Here is a 17,322-nt window from a genome sequence, read left to right as displayed (position 1 = left end):
ACACGTGTCATAAGCCACTCCGCACATGTATCACCGGCGGGGCCACGCCGTATTCGGTGGCCGGTGCCTTTCCGGTCGACCGCGAAGTCATGGAAATGCCGTGCCGGCGGAAACACGCGCTCGCCACCGCACGGGGCCGCCTCGCCATGCAGGACAAGACGTACCGGCACTACCCGGCCCGGCACTACCCGGCCGTCGTCCCTCTGGACCGTGCTCTCTGCGGCACCGGTGGGATCCTGCACGCCGACGGCTGCCGGAGCACCGGTCACAGTGCATTTAGTTTCCGCTGCAATTTGAGTCGACCGGTCGCCTTCTAAATGACGAATTTCCCTTTTCCGCGACCGGAGTCCTGGATGCGGACCCGGTACGCACCGTTCTGCGACAGGGTTACGGCATTTACACTGGCGCCATGGCAGACGTGACAACCATCAAGCCCTTGAACCGCGACGAGGAGGCCTTCCTACGGGCCTTGGGGAGAGTAATCACACTCCTGCCCCGGGTCGTGGACGGGGACATGCTGGAAGAGCATTCGATTTCGAGTACCGAGTACATGGTCCTCGTGCACCTCTCCGAGGCGCCGGACAACCGGATGCGGATGAGCGAGCTGGCCGGCATGTGCGGGCTGTCACTGAGCGGAATGACACGGGTGGTGAACCGGCTGGAGGCGCAGTCGCTGGTCACCCGTGAGAAGTCGCCCGACGACGGGAGGGCCTGGCTGGCCGTTCTCACCAGTGCCGGATGGACGCAGCTGAAGCAGGCCTGGCCCACCAATCTCGCGAGCGTACGACGCCATGTCTTCTCGCGCCTGGAGGGCTGCGACATCGCCGCCGCCGCGAAGGTTCTGGAGCGCATAGCGTCCGCCTGACGCTCCGTCGGCCGAGCGGACCGGCCGGCTCGCGCCGAGCCCCGGCCGAGGTTGCCGCGCCAGTGCTCTGCGATCCCGTGCCGCGGGCCGAGGACCTCGCCCTCCCCGCCGGCCCCGGTCGCCCCTGCCGAGGAGTCCTCGCCACGGACCGTCGGACCAGGTGGTGCCGCGCGGAGACCCGTCAGCCGTCGGTGACGCCCAGCAGCTTGCGGATCGCCGGGACGGCCAGGTTCCTGCTCTTGAGCGCCGCCGTCGCCCTGTTGCCGAGGACCAGGACGTCGCGGCCGAGCGCCGGGAGGAGGGTGGTGCCCCCTTCGGGTCCGAGCGGCACGGAGAAGATCCTGACCGGCGCGGGCTTGTACGGGCGTGGCCGGCCCCCGTGCTTGCCGTGGTCGAGGTACGCGCGGATGTTGTGCGCCGCGGCCTCCCCCTGCGCCACCGCCGAGGGGCTGAGCTTGGCCTCGGACACGTCGTTGACGTCACCGACCGCGAAGACGTCCCTCTGTCCCAGCACCCTCAGGTGTGTGTCCACCTTGACGTGACCGCTGCCGTCGAGCCAGGTACCGAGGCCGGCCAGGCGGAGCCACAGGGTGTTCGGAGTGGTGCCCGTCGTCCAGTACACGACGTCGGCGGTGAGGGGGTTGCCCGCCTGGTCGCGCAGCCGGGCACCGACACCGCCGGCGGAGGTGACCGAGGTGTCGAGCAGGACCCGCACGTCGTGCCGCTCCAGCCAGGCCCTCGCCTGACGGCCCATCCGGCCGGTGCCGTGGTGGTTGAGCAGGCGGGGGCCGCGGTGTGCGAGGGTCACCGCGGCCGCCGGGTTGACGCGGCGCAGTTCCGCCGCCAGTTCCACGCCGGAGGGGCCGCCCCCGATGACCAGGATGCTGCGTGCTCCGGTGACGCGTCGCTGGTGGCTCCGGAACGACTCCGCCGCCTCCTCTACGGTGCTGCCGGTGAAGCGTGCCGGTTCCTGGTAGTCGGCGCCTGTCGCGATCACGAGGGCGTCGTACGGCACCCGGTGGCCGGTGGCGAGGACCACCTCACGTTCCGCGGTCGCTATGCCGACGGCCTTGTTGCGCACGACACGGCCGCGGGCGAGGAGTGAGTCGTACGGGATGAAGGGGGCGTACGTCCATTCCTCGTCGGCGCCGGCCCGTAGCGAGGCGACGCGGTGGAAGAACGCCTCCTTGAGGTCGATCAGCGTGACGTCGGCGTCCGCGTCGAGTTCGCGCGCCAGGCGTACTCCCGCGTATCCCCCGCCGATGATGACGACGCGTCGCCTGGTCGTGACTATGGACATGATGAGCTCACTTCTCCGCACTCCTGCCGAGTCTCCTCGACAGCCAACCGATGCCGCCCGGCCAGGGGCCGCCTTCCGTTGAACGCCCGGAGGGACGTGTGGGGTTCAGAGGGGCTCCCGCGAGGTGCGAAACCTCTCCTTGTGGGCACGTGTGTGAAGATCTCGTGTCCACCCGGCCGTGGCGGGCGGCCGGGCCGTCCGCGCCGCGGTGCGCGGCTCCGCCCGTTGCGGCGGCGTCAGCCGGTTCCCGGGTCCGGGTGGCGCAGCAGCGTACCGGCCCTCTCCTCGAGCAGTGCCACCGCCAGCAGTTCGCCGTCGACCGGCCCGTACCGTTCGAGCGCCTCCTCGTGCAGGCGCCGGACGGTGTCGGCGACGGCGTGCGGAGTGCCGCGCTGTTCCGCCAGAGCGTTGATCGCCGCCAACTGGTCGTGGATGCGGTCCAGGCCGTACGCGGGCAGGTAGTCGCCGGCGAGGAGCGCGGGCAGGTCCCGGCGGACGAAGGCGGACGAGGCGGGGCCCGCGGCCAGGACGTCGGTGAGGACGCCCAGGTCGATGCCGGCGCGGCGGCCCAGCAGCAGCGCCTCCGCGGTGGCGACCGCCTGACCGAACCACAGGAGGTTCACCAGCAGCTTGGCGGTGTAGCCGGTACCGGGTCCGCCGAGGTGGCTGATGCGGTCGGCGACCGCCGACAGCAGGGGACGGTGACGTTCGAGGAGGGTGGCGTCGCCTCCCACGAAGAGCCGCAACCGCCCGTCGGCGGCGTCCGCGGGCGAGCCGCCGATGGGTGCCTCCAGGAATCCGACACCGTGCGCCGCCGCCCGCTCCCGGCAGGGGTCCGCGGCCGTGGGCGCGTTGCTGCTCATGTCGATCCACGTGGCGTTCGTGGCCAGCGCCTGGAGGACGGCGTCCCGCACGGCCGCCGTGACCTCGGCCGGACCGGGCAGCACCGTGAGGAGTACGTCCGCCCCCGACGCCGCGGCCACCGCCGAGTCCGACCACCGGGCCCCGCACGACCGGACCGCCGCCCGGCGCTCGGTCCGGATGTCGTGGGCCCGCACCTCGTGCCCGGCGAGGACGAGACGGCGGCACACCGGTTCGCCCATCCGTCCCACACCTATCAGGCAGATCGTCGACATGCGCGGATGCTATCCCGTCGCCCCCCTGCGGACCCCGGAGAGCGCCTCACGTGTGCCGCCCGGTCCGCGGCGTGTGGTGAGGCGGCACACCTGGACCTCGACGAACCGATTGTGGCCTCCCCCGAGGTCGGCCGGAAGACGCGGCCGAGGTCCGTGCGGCCTCACCTCACGCCCATGCTTGACGCGTCAATTATTTTGGATGACACTTGATCCATCAATGAAAGTGCCGGACGGTACCGGACGGTCGAGCCGGCAGAGGAGAGATCATGAGCGCCACGCCCTTCGATATCGGACTCAACTCCTTCGGAGAGGTCGCGACGGACGACGGCCGCGTCCTCGGCGACGCCGAGACGGTACGGCTGCTGGTCGAGGAGGCCGCGCTCGCCGAGGCGTCGGGACTCGACGTCTTCAGCGTCGGAGAGCACTACCGTGCGGGCCACGTCGACAGCGCCACTCCGGTCCTGCTCGCCGCCATGGCGACGGCCACGGAACGCATCCGGCTCGGCACGTCGGTGACCGTGCTCAGCACCAACGACCCCGTGCGGCTCTACCAGGAGTTCTCGACACTGGACGCGCTGTCCGGCGGCCGGGCGCAGCTGGTCCTGGGCCGCGCGTCCGCCACGGAGTCCTTCCCGCTGTTCGGCTACGACATCGCCGACTACGAGCAGCTCTTCGAGGAGAAACTCGAACTCTTCACGCGTCTGCAACGTGAGGAGACGGTGACGTGGTCCGGGGCGTTCCGGTCGCCGCTCACCGAGCAGCGGCTGATGCCCCGTATGCGGCCCGGCGGCATCCCCACCTGGATCGGCGTGGGCGGCAGCCCCCACTCCGTACTGCGCGCCGCCCGCTATGGCCTGCCCCTGATGCTGGCCGTCATCGGCGGACGCCCACAGCGCTTCGCCGGCCACGTCGATCTCTACCGACGGGCACTCCAGCAGTCCGGGCACGCTCCGCGACCGGTCGGCCAGCACTCGCTGGGACTCGTCGCCGACACCGACGAGGAGGCGGTCGAGACCTGGTGGCGGTACTGGGAGCCGGTCGCGACCGCACTGGCCGAGGAACGCGGGTTCTACGCCCCGACCCGCGCCCGCTACGAAGCGGAGCTGGCCGACGGCGCGCTCTACGTCGGGTCCCCGGAGACGGTCGCCCGCAAGATCGCTCGTACGGCCCGTGATCTGCACCTCAGCCGCTTCGACCTCAAGTACGACATCATGCACCTCCCCCGGCAGGCCCGCGCCCGCACGATCGAGCTGCTGGGCCGCGAAGTCGCCCCGCGCGTGCGGGAACTGCTCAGCGACGAGCCAGCCCCTGTCCGGCCCGGTACGGCACCGAGGTGATCCCCCTGATCACGCCGGCCGGCTGACAGAAGGCCCCCGAGGAAGAAGCGAAGGAGCGCAATGAACATCACCGACGTCCGCACGATCGGCATCCTGGGCGCGGGAAAGGTGGGAACCGTACTGGCCCGGCTCGCGGTGACGGCCGGCTACCGGGTGCTGATCGCGGGCTCGGGCGAGGCCGACGCCATCGCTCTCACCGTGGAGGTCCTCGCCCCCGGCGCGGTCGCGGTCACCGCGCGGGAGGCCGCGGCCCAGGCCGACGTGGCGGTCCTGGCGCTGCCCCTGGGCAAGCACCGCAACGTCCCGGTGGAGGCGCTGCGCGGCAAACTCGTCGTCGACGCCATGAACTACTGGTGGGAAGTCGACGGCATCCGCGACGACTTCACCGACCCGCGCATCTCCACCAGCGAACTGGTCCAGGCGTTCCTGCCGGACTCCCGCGTGGTCAAGGCGTTCAACCACATGGGCTACCACGACCTCGAGGACGAGGCCCGGCCGGCCGGGGCGGCCGACCGCAAGGCGATCGCCCTCGCCGGTGACGACCCGGACGACAGGGCCACGGTCGCGCACCTCGTGGACGCCCTCGGCTTCGACCCCGTCGTCGCCGGTCCGCTCGCCGCCGGCATACGACTGCAACCGGGCACCGAACCCTTCGGCGCCAACGTGGACGCCGACCGACTGCGCGCCATGCTCGACCTCGACCGCTTCCCCGCGCCGGAGCCGGGCCACGCCGTCGGCGAGGCTCGCTGAGGCGGTGTCGTCGGCGGGGGCGGCCGAAGCGGTCTCCAGCGTCCGCGGACCGGCGCTCACGATGATCAGGATGCTCGCGCCGGTCAGTCGGCCGGCGCCGCCCGGCCGCGGAGGGCCCGGGTGATCGCACACGGCCTGGGCCCGCCCACCGTCTTCGAACGGGCGAGCCGGTCCGGCAACCCGAGGGCGATCGGGACACGACACGCACGCGTACCGGCCCGCGGGCGCCTGGACCCGGACACCGCGCACGACGGGTTACGGCTCGCGCGGAGCCTCAGGGCCGCCGAATAATTGTTATCGCCGGAGTACGGCGGAGCACCTTTCGACGACCGGTCGGCGACAGCCGACGACCAGCACCTCGCTGGAGGGAGCCGTCTCGTGACGAGCAGCGGCGCAGCACCGGATCAGCGGCGGCGGAACGGACCCGTGGACAGGCGCGGAACGGACCTCGGCCACACCCTCCACCGTGCCGCCAGTGCGGCCAGACGCCGGTTGAACGCCGTGACGACAGCGGTCTACCTGCTGGACGAGCACCGCGGCGGACTCCGCCTCGCGCTGGCCGACGGAAGCGCGCCGTCGCTGTTCACGATGCCGGGGCGGCTGGAACTGGACGTGCCCGCCGCCACGGTACGCGCCGTCCTGACGGGGGAGACGGCCGTACTGCTGGACCGGGACCCCGCCGACCAGCGCCGTGAACACCATCTGCCGTATCCCTACATCGCGGCGGCGGCCCCCGTCGTCGCGGCCGGCCGGCGCTTCGGCGCCCTGACCGCGCTGCGGCTGGAGACCGACGGCGCCTTCACGGCCGCCGAGAGGGCGGAACTGCGCGATGTCGCGGACCGGCTGGCCGCGGCTCTGGCCGCGCTGGCCGACGACGGCGTGGCCGTGGCGGCCGGTCCGATGCCGATCATGGTGCCACCGGCCCAGGACGACCCGCGTGCACCTGTGTGCACTCCGGGCTGGGGGCTGGGCGACATCCCGGGCTCCGCGGGCACGAGCATGATGTTCCCGCTGCGCCGCCTGGCAGAACTGCTCAACCGGGCCACGACCATCGAAGAGGTGATGCAGGCCGCCCGGTACTGCGTCATGGACCCGCTGGGCGCCCGGGCGATGGCGCTGGTGTCGGCCGTCGAGGGCCGGCTGTGGGTCCTCGGGCACGTCGGTGCCTCCTCCGGCATGGCCCGCGCTCTGCACGGTGCCAGGATGGACGACCGGACACCGGCGGCGGAGGCGTTCCGCGGCCGCCCGGTGTTCCTGACCGGGCGCTCGCCCACGGGTTCCTTCTCGGCCGACGAGTCGCGCGCCGAGCTGTACCTGCCGCTCACCGGCGACCGCCAGTTCATCGACCTGGCGATCGGCGGCGGCGGGCGGGTGGTCGCGGTGTGCTGCCTGGAGTTCTCCCGGCCGCAGGGCTTCCCGCCCGAGGAGAGGGCCCTTCTCGGGATGATGGCCGGGCTGCTGGGAGCCGCGGTGCGCCGTGTCGAGCTGAGCGCGCAGCAGCGGGCGATGAGCGAGTGCCTCCAGCGTTTCCTCCTGCCCTCCCGGCTCTCGGACCTGCCACGGCTGGCCACCGCGGCGCGCTACCGGCCCGCCGGCGTCAGCACCAGGACGGGGGGTGACTGGTACGACGTGATCACGCTGCCCGGGGACCGGGCCGTGCTGGTCGTCGGCGACGTCGAGGGGCACTCCGTGGAGAGCACCGCGGTCATGGGGCAGATACGCACCGCGGTGGCCTCCTACGTCGTCGAGGGCCACCGTCCCGCCGCGGTGATCGACCGGACCGGCAGGCTCCTGGCCACCCTGGGCACCGACCTCACCGCGACCTGCTGCGTGGTGTCGCTGGACACGCTGGACGGCACCGTCGAGGTGGCCCTCGCCGGGCATCCCCCGCCCCTGGTGCGGCGGCCGGACGGCACGACCGGCGTCCTGGCCGCCCCGGCCAACCTGCCACTGGGCGTTCCCGGGGCGGACGCCTGTCAGGCACGCGAGCACCGCCTCGCGTGTGGGTCGGTGCTGATGCTGTACACGGACGGCCTTGTCCGCTGGGACGCGCCCGATCCCCAGGCGCGCCTGCACGCGCTGCTCGGCGCCGGCGGCGGGGCTCCGGCGCCGGATCTCGAACAGCTCGCCGACCTGGTCGTCGAGGACGGCTCCACGCCACAGCAGCGCCGCGACGACGCCGTCCTGTTGGTAGTGCTGTACGGCGGGGCGGTGGGGCAGGAAGAACCGCGCGTGGGGAGCCTGCACATCCAGCGCCGTGATCTGCTGGGGGTCCGGGCGGCCCGCGCGTTCGTCCACGACCGGCTGGGTTCCTGGGGGCTGGAGGAGATGTCGGAGCCCCTTGAGCTGGTCGTCTCCGAGATCGTCACCAACGCGCTCATCCACGCCGGCAGTGACGTGGACGTGCGGCTGCGGGCCTTCGACGATCACCTCCGGCTCGAGGTACGGGACTCCGACAGCAACCCGCCGATACCCTCCTCGCTGTCGCTCGGCGAGGAGGAGAACGCGGAAGCGGAACACGGCCGGGGTCTGCTGATCGTGGAGGCGCTGGCCGACACCTGGAACAGCTCGCCGAACGGACAGGGCAAGACGGTTTCCCTGACACTGCCCATCACCGGCCGATGAGCGGCGGCGGTGCGCGGGCGGGCGCCGGGTCCGGACACATCTGGTACGTGACGGCCGGCGGGTCCGGTCCGAGGGCGGTCCGATTGACTGCTAGCCGACCGGTCTACTAACGTGGAAGTCAAGGAAGCCTCACCCCACCCGGAGGAATGATCATGAGCACTCAGAAGGTCGCCGTCGTCACCGGTGCCTCTCAGGGCCTCGGCGCGAGCATCGTCGACGCCTACCGCAAGCACGGTTACGCCGTCGTCGCCACGTCCCGCAGCATCGCGCCGTCCGACGACCCCGACCTGCTCACCGTACGGGGCGACATCGCCGACCCCGCCACCGCCGAGCGCGTCATCGCCCAGGGCCTGGAACGGTTCGGCCGCATCGACAGCCTCGTCAACAACGCGGGCATCTTCGTCGCCAAGCCCTTCACCGAGTACACCCTGGACGACTACGCCGCCGTGACCGGGGTGAACCTCAGCGGCTTCTTCCGCATCACCCAGCTGGCCATCGAGCAGATGCTCGGCCAGGGCGGCGGCCACGTCGTCACCATCACCACCAGCCTGGTCGACAGCCCGGACATGCGCCTGCCCTCCGCCATGGCCTCGCTGACCAAGGGCGGGCTCCAGTCCGTCACCAAGTCCCTGGCCATCGAGTACGCCACCCGCGGCATCCGCGTGAACGCCGTCTCGCCCGGGACCATCAAGACCCCGATGCACCCCGAGGAGACCCACGCGGCCCTCGGCGGACTGCACCCGATGGGACGGATGGGCGAGCAGAGCGACATCGCGGACGCGGTGCTGTACCTGGAGAACGCCCCGTTCGTCACCGGCGAGATCCTGCACGTCGACGGCGGCATGAGCGCGGGGCACTGAGCACGCGCCGAAGCCGGCCGCCTGTGCGGAAGGGCTGTGGCCGGTCCGGTTCGCCGGACCGGCCGCAGCCCTTTCCGCATCACGCGGCGGGGTCAGTGCCGCAGCGACCTGAACGACGTGCGCAGCTCCTCGGCCAGCAGGCGCGGCTGCTCCCAGGCGGCGAAGTGGCCTCCCCTGTCGACCTCGTTCCAGTGGACGAGGTTGCCGTAGGCCCGCTCGCCCCAGCTCCGCGGCGCGGGGTAGATCTCGGCCGGGAACACCGTGACCGCCACGGGGAGGTCGGGGATGTGGAACGCGTCGAACGGTCCGCCGCCGGCCTGGTAGCCCTCCCAGTACAGCCGGGAGGAGGACGGCCCGGTGTTGGTCAGCCAGTACAGCGAGATGGCGTCGAGCATCTCGTCGTAGGTGAGGACCTTCTCGGGCTCACCGCCGGAGTCGGTCCACTCGGCGATCTTGTCGTAGTAGTACGCCGCCATCGCCACGGGCGAGTCGGCGAGGGCGTAACCGATGGTCTGCGGACTCTGGTTCATCATCGCCGCGTAGCCGAAGCCGTCGTGGTAGAAGTGCAGCAGCCGGTCGTAGGCGACCTTCTCGCGGGCCGACAGACCGGCGGGCGCCGGGTCGGAGTTCCGCAGGTGGCGGAGGATGTCCGGCGGCACGGTACCGGGCATGTTCACATGAATGCCGAGCAGTCCCTCGGGCCGCTGTGTGGCCTGGATCTGCGCGATGATCGCGCCCCAGTCGCCGCCCTGGGACACGTACTCGCCGTAACCGAGCCGGAGCATGAGCCGGTGGAACGCGGTCGCGACGCGGGCCGGGTTCCATCCGGCCGACCTGGGCGTCCCGGAGAAGCCGTAGCCGGGCAGTGTCGGGAGGACGAGGTGGAAGGCGTCCTCGGCACGTCCGCCGTGGGCCGTCGGGTTGGTGAGCGGATCGACGATCTTCAGCAGCTCGATGATCGAACCGGGCCAGCCGTGCGTCATCAGCATCGGCATGGCGCCGGCGTGCGGCGAGCGGATGTGGGCGAACTGGATGTCCAGCCCGTCGATCTCGGTGATGAACTGGGGCAGCGCGTTGAGCCTCGCCTCGACCTTGCGCCAGTCGTAGCGGGTACCCCAGTACTCGACCAGCGGGCGGACCTTCCCCAGCTGGGCGCCCTGGGAGCGGTCGCCGACGGTCTCCCGGTCCGGCCAGCGCGTCGCCCGCACACGCCGCCGCAGCTCGGTGATCTCCCGCTGCGGGACCCTGATGCGGAAGGGACGGACCCCGGGGACCGGGCGGGGGAAGCCGGTGGCGCCGGCCGCCGGTGCGGGGCCCGCGGGTACCGGCCCGCCGGACGCGGCGTGCGCCTGGCCGGAAAGGCCGAGCTGGGTGGCGGCCGCGGCACCCGCGGCCAGGCCGAGGAACCGGCGGCGACCGGTGGTGAGGCGACCGGTGTCTTCGGTGACTCCCATGACAACTCCCGGATAAATCACTTGCTAAAGGGGTTATGTTTGTCCAACGAGTGCGATTTTTACGCTTCTTTCGTCACCGGTCAAGTCGGTGACTGAGATATGTGTCGGAACAGACGTTCCCCACTCTTCTACTTGACGTAGCAAGGAAAACGTTTAGGCTTGGGTCCGACGGCGGGGCGTCCGTCGTGACGCCGAGTCAGGAACCGTGATGCAAGCGGAAACACTCCCCCGCGCGTTCATCCGTGTCGCGACGGAACACGCCGAGCGTGAAGCCCTGGTGGACGGAAGCGTCCGGCTCAGCCACGCCGAAACGCTGCGCCGGGCGGTAGGTGTCGCGCTCCGGCTGCGGGACCGGGGAGTCGCCCCGGGCGACCGGGTCGCCATCCTGCTCCCCAACTGCTGGCAGTACGCGGTCGGTTACCTCGGGGTCCAGCTCGCCGGTGCCGTCGTCGTCCTGGTGAACACCCGGCTGACCGGTCCGGAGCTCGACCACGTCCTCACCGACAGCGGTCCGCGGGTGATCCTCACCGACGCCGTCGAGGGGCCCCTCGGCGGACGCGTGCCGATCGCGTTCGCCGAACGTGTCGTCCCCGCCGCCGCCCTCCTCGCCCCACCGGCGCCGGACGCGGCTGTTCCCGACGCCGGCACGCTGCCCGGGGCGGACCGGACCCCCGGCGACGTGGCACACCTGCTCTACACCTCGGGCACCACCGGCAGACCCAAGGGCGCGATGCACACCCACGCCAATCTGCTGTTCAACGCCCGCACCGTGCGCGAGCGCCTCGGCGCCGGCCCGGAAGAGCGCACCCTGATCGCGGCGCCGATGTTCCACGCGACCGGTGTGGTCTCGCAGTTCATCGGATTCCTCACCGCCGGTGCGTGCTGCGTCCTCACCCCCGAGTTCCAGGCGGAGACCGTCGTCCGGCTGATGGTCCGGGAGCGGATCACGTTCTTCGCCGGTGTCGCGGCCATGCTCCGGCTGATCCTTCTCAAGGCCGAGGACACCGCCTCCGACCTGTCCGCCCTGCGCCTGTTCGTCATGGGCGGTTCCCCGGTCCCCGAGAGCTTCCCCGCCGAGGTCGTCCGCCGTGTGCCCGGGCTGAGGCTCGGCAACGTGTGGGGGCTGACCGAGGGGACCTCGATCGTGACCTACACCGAGGGCGACGAGTACCTCGCCCACGCCCGCTCGGTGGGCAGGCCCGTGGCGGGTCTCGACGTCGCCGTCTCCGTGGACGGCGCACCGCCCCGGGACCTGCGGGACACCGTCGGCGAACTGTGCGTGCGCGGCCCCGTGGTGGCCGCGGGCTACTGGAACGACCCGGACGCCACCGAGGCCACCTTCGTGGACGGCTGGCTGCGCACGGGAGACGTGGGCAGCGTCGACGCCGACGGGTTCGTCAGGGTCCTCGACCGTCTCAAGGACATGATCATCCGCGGGGGCGAGAACATCTACAGCGCCGAGGTCGAGAGCGTTCTGTCCGGGCACCCGGACATCGCCGACGTCGCCGTCGTCGGCGTGCCCGACCCGGTCTTCGACGAGCGGGTGCGCGCGGTCGTCGTACCCCGCCGGGGCAGCGCCCCCGGCGCGGATTCCCTGCACTCCTACGCCGCCACCCGTCTGGCGGACTACAAGCTCCCCGCCGAGTACCTCTTCGTCGACGAACTGCCCCGCAACCCGTCCGGCAAGGTGCTCAAGCACCGGCTCGCCGGCATCCCCACCGCCCGCGACGGCGTCACCAGCCGGGCGCGGCCGTCGGCTCCCGCCCAGGACACCGATGACCTCCCGCGCTGATCCCGCCGCCGGCACGGCCGCGCCGCCCGCGCCCGTGGACGTGCTGATCGTGGGCGCCGGGTTCAGCGGGCTCGGTCTCGCCGCCATGCTCCGCAAGGCGGGAATCCGCTCGTTCCGGATCCTGGAGGCCGCCGACGACCTCGGCGGCACCTGGCGCGACAACACCTATCCGGGCTGCGCCTGTGACATCCCGTCGCCTCTGTACTCGTACTCCTTCGACCAGAAGCCCGACTGGAGCCGGCTGTTCGCGCGCCAGCCGGAGATCCTGGACTACCTGCGGGACGTGGCCCGCCGACGCGGACTCGTCGAGCACGTGCGGTTCGGCCAGGAGGTCCGCGGCGCCCGGTGGGCCGAGGAGGAGGCCTGCTGGGAGGTGGTGACGTCGGCCGGCGACCGCCATCGCGCCCGGTTCCTGGTCTGCGCCGTCGGGCCGCTGCACCATCCCGTCCGCCCGGACCTGCCCGGTGTCGAGTCCTTCGGCGGCGCGGTGTTCCACTCGGCGGCCTGGCGGCACGACGTGGACCTGACCGGCAAACGGGTCGCGGTCATCGGCACCGGCGCCAGTGCCGTCCAGTTCGTCCCGGCGATCGTCGACCAGGTCGCGGCCCTCACCGTCTTCCAGCGCACACCGCCCTGGATCCTGCCGAAGGCCGACCGGCTCTTCGACGAACGCCACCGTCGTCTTGCCCGCTGGTGTCCGCCCTACCGCTGGTGGACACGCGCACGCCTGTTCCGGATCCACGAGGGGCGCGCCGCCGGATTCGTCAGCGATCCGAGTGCCCTCGCCGCGACCGAGGCGCTGGCCCGCCGGCTCGTGGAGAAACAGGTGTCCGACCCCTCGCTGCGAGCGGCCGTCACCCCCGACTACGCCCTCGGGTGCAAGCGGCTGCTGATCTCCAGCGACTGGTATCCGGCGCTGTCCCGGCCCCATGTCCAGCTGCGGCGGGGCGGGGTGGCGAAGGTCGGGCCCGGCACCGTGGTCGGCGAGGACGGGGCCGAGGTCGCCGCCGACGTCCTCGTCTACGGCACCGGCTTCGACACGCAGAACACCCTCCGCATCGACGTCACAGGGCGGGACGGCGTCACCCTCGCCGAGGCCTGGGCCGACGGAAACCGGGCCTACCTCGGCACCACCGTCGCCGGCTTCCCCAACATGTTCCTGATGGCCGGGCCGAACACGGGCCTCGGTCACAACTCACAGATCGTCATGATCGAGGCGCAGGCCCGCTACGTCACCGCCCTCCTGCGCCGAGTGCGCCGTCGCGGCGCGGACTCGGTCGAGGTGCGCGCCGACGTCCAGCGGGCCTTCAACGACTGGGTGGACGAGCGCATGGCCGGCACCGTCTGGCAGACGGGGGGCTGCCGCAGCTGGTACCAGGACCCCCGCTCGGGCCGCAACACCGTGCTGTGGCCCGACACCACGATCGCCTTCCGACGACGCACCGATCGCGTCCGGATGGCGGACTACCGGCTGGGGCGGACCTGAACGGAGTGACGGACCGCTCGGCACGTGGGCAGGCGTGCACGATCCGCGCGCGGATCCGGCGACACGTCCGGCGGTCCTGCCGGCGCTCGCGAGAGGAGAAACGTAGGTTGCACCCGCCCGTGACGTCACACGGCCGGCCGGGTCCGGGCCCCGTCGTCGAACCCCCTTCGCCCGGAGGGCGCCCCGCGCGGCGTCGGGTGCGTGCTGGTGTCCCCCGGCCGAAGGCTGGGGGAGGTGCCGGGCTCTGGCCGCCAAGACCATGGCCTCCGGCAGGAGTTCGGCGCCCCGCCGGAAGAGTCCGTCCTTCCCTCGACGGGCGTCCGGGGACCGCTCGAAGCGGCGGATCAACGACGGGGGCGGGTCCGGGCTCCGGCTGGTGCTCCCGTAAGGTACGTGTGAATCGGTAGCCGACCGCGGAGATGCCACCCGCTGCGAGCAGGTGTGCGACCGCAGTTCACCCCAATGACCGGGTTCGGCCCGTTCTGTGGGCGGCTCACACCTGATGACCGCTCATCCCACCTCGCATAAGGAACGTCATCTTGCATCAGAGGAAGAGACGGCTGCGTCTCCCTGTTCTGCTCGCGGCCGGTGCGTTGGCCGTAGGCGGCCTGACCGCGACGCAGGTCACCGCACTCGCCACGACGGATTCCACCGTCACCTCCCGGCAGCAGGACTTCGCCTCGGCCGCCGCGGAGTACCACGTCCCGGTGAGCGTGCTGCTCGGAGTCGCCTACGAGGAGTCCGCGTGGGACGCCCACGGGGCGCAGCACAGCACCGACGGCGGCTTTGGTCCGATGCACCTCACCGACGTCACCCCGGCGATGATGGCCGGCGGAGCCATGGGCGGTGCCGGCCGCAAGGACCTCGCCTCCCTGGCGGCCAAGCCGGCCCTGCACACGCTCCAGGCCGCCGCGAAGCTGACCGGGATGTCGCCGGACACCCTGCGCGAGGACCCCGCCGCCAACATCCGCGGTGGCGCGGCGCTCCTCGCCTCGTACGAGAAGAAGGTGGCCGGTGGGACGCCGGCGGACCCGGCCCTGTGGTTCGGAGCCGTGGCCCGCTACAGCCAGTCGACGAGCCGTCAGGGGGCGGTGGCCTTCGCCGACCGTGTCTTCGGCACCATCCGCAAGGGCGCCTCCGCCGAGACGCACGACGGCCAGCGCGTCCGTCTCGCCGCGGTCCCCTCGGTCCGCCCCGCGAAGGCGCAGGTGGACCGGCTGCACCTGACGGCATCGGCCACCGCGGACACCGAGTGCCCGCCGGCCGTGGCGTGCACGTTCGTCCCCGGCTCGGCTGCGGGTGTGCAGGTGTCCAAGCGTCCCGCGAACGGCATCCGGATCGACACCATCGTCATCCACGACCTGGAGACCACCTACGACGCCGGCGTGAAGGGCCTGTCGTCCCAGACCAACAGCGCCGCGACCCACTACGTGATGCGGTCGTCCGACGGCGCGGTGACGCAGATGGTGCCCACCAAGGACATCGCCTTCCACGCCGGCAACTACTCCATGAACCTGCACTCCATCGGCATCGAGCACGAGGGGTACGCCGCGCAGGGCGCCACCTGGTACACGGAGGCCCAGTACGAGGCCACGGCCGACCTGGTCACGTACCTCGCGGCACGGTTCGGCATACCGCTGGACCGTCAGCACCTCATCGGTCATGACAACGTCGACAGCCCGGACGACGCTCACGCCGCCGGGATGCACTGGGACCCGGGCAACGGCTGGGACTGGGACCACTTCATGACGCTCCTCGGCCACCCCTACAGCGGGCCGCACAGCGTCCCGGCCGTGGGTTCGGTCGTGACCATCGATCCGCCGTTCGCCGACAACGTGCAGACCGTGCGTGTCTGTCCCGGTGACGACCCGACCGATCCCACGACCAGCTGCACGGAGCGGCAGCAGGCGTCGAACTTCGTCTACGTGCGCACCGCCCCGGACGCGTCCGCCCCGCTCTTCGGCGACCAGGCGCTCCACGGCACCGGCGGCGCGGGTACGGACGAGATCAGCGACTGGGGCAGCACGGCCCAGTCCGGGCAGCAGTTCGTCGTCGCGGATGTGAGCGGCGACTGGACCGCGATCTGGTTCAGCGGTGCGAAGGTGTGGTTCTACAACCCCGGCGGCAAGAACGCCAAGATCGCCTACGGCGTGAAGATGATCCGTCCGGCCGGCTCCGCCCCGGTGGCCGTCTACGGCCGCAGCTACCCGGACGCCTCGGAGTACCCGGCGGGCATCTCGCCCTCGACGCAGGCTCCGCTCACGGTGTACACCGTCCCCGCCGGGCAGGCGTACGTCGCCACCCAGGCCCCGGCCGTCACGGACGACTACGACAAGAGCAGCGGAACAGTCGTCCTCGGCGGCAAGAAGATGTACACCATCCAGTACGGCCACCGTGTCGCGCTGGTCTACGAGAACGCCGTCACCGCGACCCCCGTGACGCAGCACTGGGAGGACGGCGGCAACTGATCACCTGATCACCGCCACGCGAACAGGGACCGGGCCGCCTGGGGCGGCCCGGTCCCTCGTCCGTTCCGGACGCACGCGCGTGTGCGTCGCGCGCCCGACCGGCGAAACGGTCCGGCAGACCGGCCGGCCCCGCCGGCCGCCGGACCCTTCCCGGTTCGGCCCCCGAGGGGCCGTGCCTCACGCGGCGGCCCGGTCCGCCCAGGCCTGCTTCAGGGCCCGCGTGAACGTCTCGGGCGACTGGACGCCGCTGACTCCGTACCGCCGGTTCAGCACGAAGAAGGGCACCCCGCCGGCCCCCATGTCGGCCGCCAGTCGCTCGTCGGCCCGCACCTCCTCGGCGAACGCGGTCGGATCGTCGAGCACCTTCCGGGCCGAGGACTCGTCCAGGCCCGCTTCCACCGCGAGGGCCACCAGTGTCTCCTTGTCGTAGATCGACCGCTCCTCCGCGAAGTTCGCCCGGAAGGCGAGGTCCATCAGCTCGGCCTGCCGGCCGTGCGACCCGGCGAAGTGGATGAGGCGGTGCACGTCGAAGGTGTTACCGAAGACACGTCCGCCGATGCGGAAGTCCAGCCCCACCTCGCGCGCCATGGCGGCGGCCTGTTCCTCCCTGGCCACCTGCTGCTCCCTGGTACGGCCGTACTGCGCCGCCACCGCGTCGATGATCGGCACGGTGCCGTTCTCGGCCTGCGGGTTGAGCTCGAACGAACGGTGCACCACCTCGACCTCGTCACGGTGCTCGAACGCGGCCAGTCCGCGGTCGAAGCGGGCTCGGCCGACGTAGCACCACGGGCAGGCGACGTCGGTCCAGATCTCGACACGCATGGGTAGATCTCCTGTCTCAGCTGATCGGAGGGGGCAACCTGCGGGTTGCCCGCCGGTAGGTCCGGCCGTACGTCCCCTGTGGACGACCGGCCGTCTGTCGATACGTCGCTCAGAGGCGCGTTCCGGGGCGAACCGTCCGCGCGGGCACGGTGAAGCGGGCGGAGGCGCGGTGGGGGGCGGAAGTGCGGTCGGGCGGGGTCGTCCCCGGCCTGACCCGGGCGAGAGCCCCCACGGTCACGTGCGGTGTCACCGGCGCCGGCGCTGCCACCAGCGTCGCGGACCCTCCTCGGTGCCGGTGCCGGTGCCGGTGCCGGTGCCGGTGTCAGTGCCGGTGCCGGCACCGCTCTCGGCCTCGGTCTCGGCCTGGACCTCGACCTGGATCCCGGTCTGTGCCTCGGCCGCCGCCTTGAGCCTCGCGGCCATCTCG

At 71.8% G+C, this 17,322-nt stretch carries 12 protein-coding genes and 1 pseudogene; 8 read left to right on the top strand and 5 right to left on the bottom strand.

The window, feature by feature from the left end:
• Positions 1–409: 409 nt before the first annotated feature.
• Entirely contained in the window at positions 410–865 is a 456-nt protein-coding gene (locus LG395_RS34725) for a MarR family winged helix-turn-helix transcriptional regulator (protein ID WP_225812742.1), read from the top strand.
• Positions 866–1,046: 181 nt separating this feature from the next.
• Here the strand turns inward: LG395_RS34725 and LG395_RS34720 are convergent, their stop codons facing one another.
• Entirely contained in the window at positions 1,047–2,165 is a 1,119-nt protein-coding gene (locus tag LG395_RS34720; protein WP_225812740.1) for an NAD(P)/FAD-dependent oxidoreductase, read from the bottom strand.
• A 236-nt stretch (positions 2,166–2,401) separates the two neighbouring features.
• Complete coding sequence (locus LG395_RS34715; protein ID WP_225812738.1) at positions 2,402–3,301, bottom strand: NAD(P)-dependent oxidoreductase; 900 nt, start codon at positions 3,299–3,301, stop codon at positions 2,402–2,404.
• Positions 3,302–3,567: 266 nt separating this feature from the next.
• On the opposite strand from LG395_RS34715, the gene LG395_RS34710 reads away from it, so the two are divergent.
• The 4 genes from LG395_RS34710 (at position 3,568) to LG395_RS34695 (ending at position 8,873) form a co-directional block, all read left to right on the top strand.
• On the top strand, positions 3,568–4,638 hold the full coding sequence (locus LG395_RS34710) for an LLM class flavin-dependent oxidoreductase (protein ID WP_225812736.1): 1,071 nt from the start codon (positions 3,568–3,570) through the stop codon (positions 4,636–4,638).
• A gap of 60 nt (positions 4,639–4,698) precedes the next feature.
• Positions 4,699–5,388 carry an NADPH-dependent F420 reductase gene (locus LG395_RS34705; RefSeq protein ID WP_225812734.1) on the top strand — a complete coding sequence of 230 codons (690 nt, stop codon included), beginning with the start codon at positions 4,699–4,701 and terminating at the stop codon, positions 5,386–5,388.
• Positions 5,389–5,766: 378 nt separating this feature from the next.
• Complete coding sequence (locus LG395_RS34700) at positions 5,767–8,013, top strand: ATP-binding SpoIIE family protein phosphatase (protein WP_372463507.1); 2,247 nt, start codon at positions 5,767–5,769, stop codon at positions 8,011–8,013.
• 146 nt (positions 8,014–8,159) lie between these two features.
• Positions 8,160–8,873: an SDR family NAD(P)-dependent oxidoreductase gene (locus tag LG395_RS34695; RefSeq protein WP_372463506.1), complete on the top strand. Its 714-nt coding sequence runs from the start codon at positions 8,160–8,162 to the stop codon at positions 8,871–8,873.
• A gap of 92 nt (positions 8,874–8,965) precedes the next feature.
• On the opposite strand, the gene LG395_RS34690 is transcribed toward LG395_RS34695, so the two are convergent.
• Positions 8,966–10,327: an epoxide hydrolase family protein gene (locus LG395_RS34690; protein ID WP_225812728.1), complete on the bottom strand. Its 1,362-nt coding sequence runs from the start codon at positions 10,325–10,327 to the stop codon at positions 8,966–8,968.
• A 208-nt stretch (positions 10,328–10,535) separates the two neighbouring features.
• Here LG395_RS34690 and LG395_RS34685 point away from each other — a divergent pair, with 208 nt between their 5' ends.
• From LG395_RS34685 to LG395_RS34675, 3 genes are all read left to right on the top strand, one after another.
• Positions 10,536–12,119, top strand: coding sequence for a class I adenylate-forming enzyme family protein (locus tag LG395_RS34685; RefSeq protein WP_225812726.1), 1,584 nt, complete (start codon positions 10,536–10,538; stop codon positions 12,117–12,119).
• Positions 12,103–13,605, top strand: coding sequence for a flavin-containing monooxygenase (locus tag LG395_RS34680; RefSeq protein ID WP_225812724.1), 1,503 nt, complete (start codon positions 12,103–12,105; stop codon positions 13,603–13,605). Before LG395_RS34685 ends, LG395_RS34680 begins: the two co-directional genes overlap by 17 nt.
• Positions 13,606–14,144: 539 nt before the next feature.
• Positions 14,145–16,073: a peptidoglycan recognition protein family protein gene (locus tag LG395_RS34675; RefSeq protein ID WP_225812722.1), complete on the top strand. Its 1,929-nt coding sequence runs from the start codon at positions 14,145–14,147 to the stop codon at positions 16,071–16,073.
• 177 nt (positions 16,074–16,250) lie between these two features.
• On the opposite strand, the gene LG395_RS34670 is transcribed toward LG395_RS34675, so the two are convergent.
• Both LG395_RS34670 and LG395_RS34665 read right to left on the bottom strand, forming a co-directional pair.
• A complete protein-coding gene (locus tag LG395_RS34670; RefSeq protein WP_225812720.1) occupies positions 16,251–16,895 on the bottom strand; it encodes a DsbA family oxidoreductase in 645 nt (214 codons plus the stop codon).
• Positions 16,896–17,141: 246 nt separating this feature from the next.
• Positions 17,142–17,322: pseudogene (locus LG395_RS34665) on the bottom strand (hypothetical protein); the annotation flags it as partial.

It is taken from the genome of Streptomyces spinosus (assembly GCF_020400655.1).
Classification (GTDB): domain Bacteria; phylum Actinomycetota; class Actinomycetes; order Streptomycetales; family Streptomycetaceae; genus Streptomyces; species Streptomyces argyrophylli.
The sequence above is the reverse complement of the archived record's forward strand: the minus strand, read 5'-3'. Positions and strand labels throughout refer to the sequence as shown.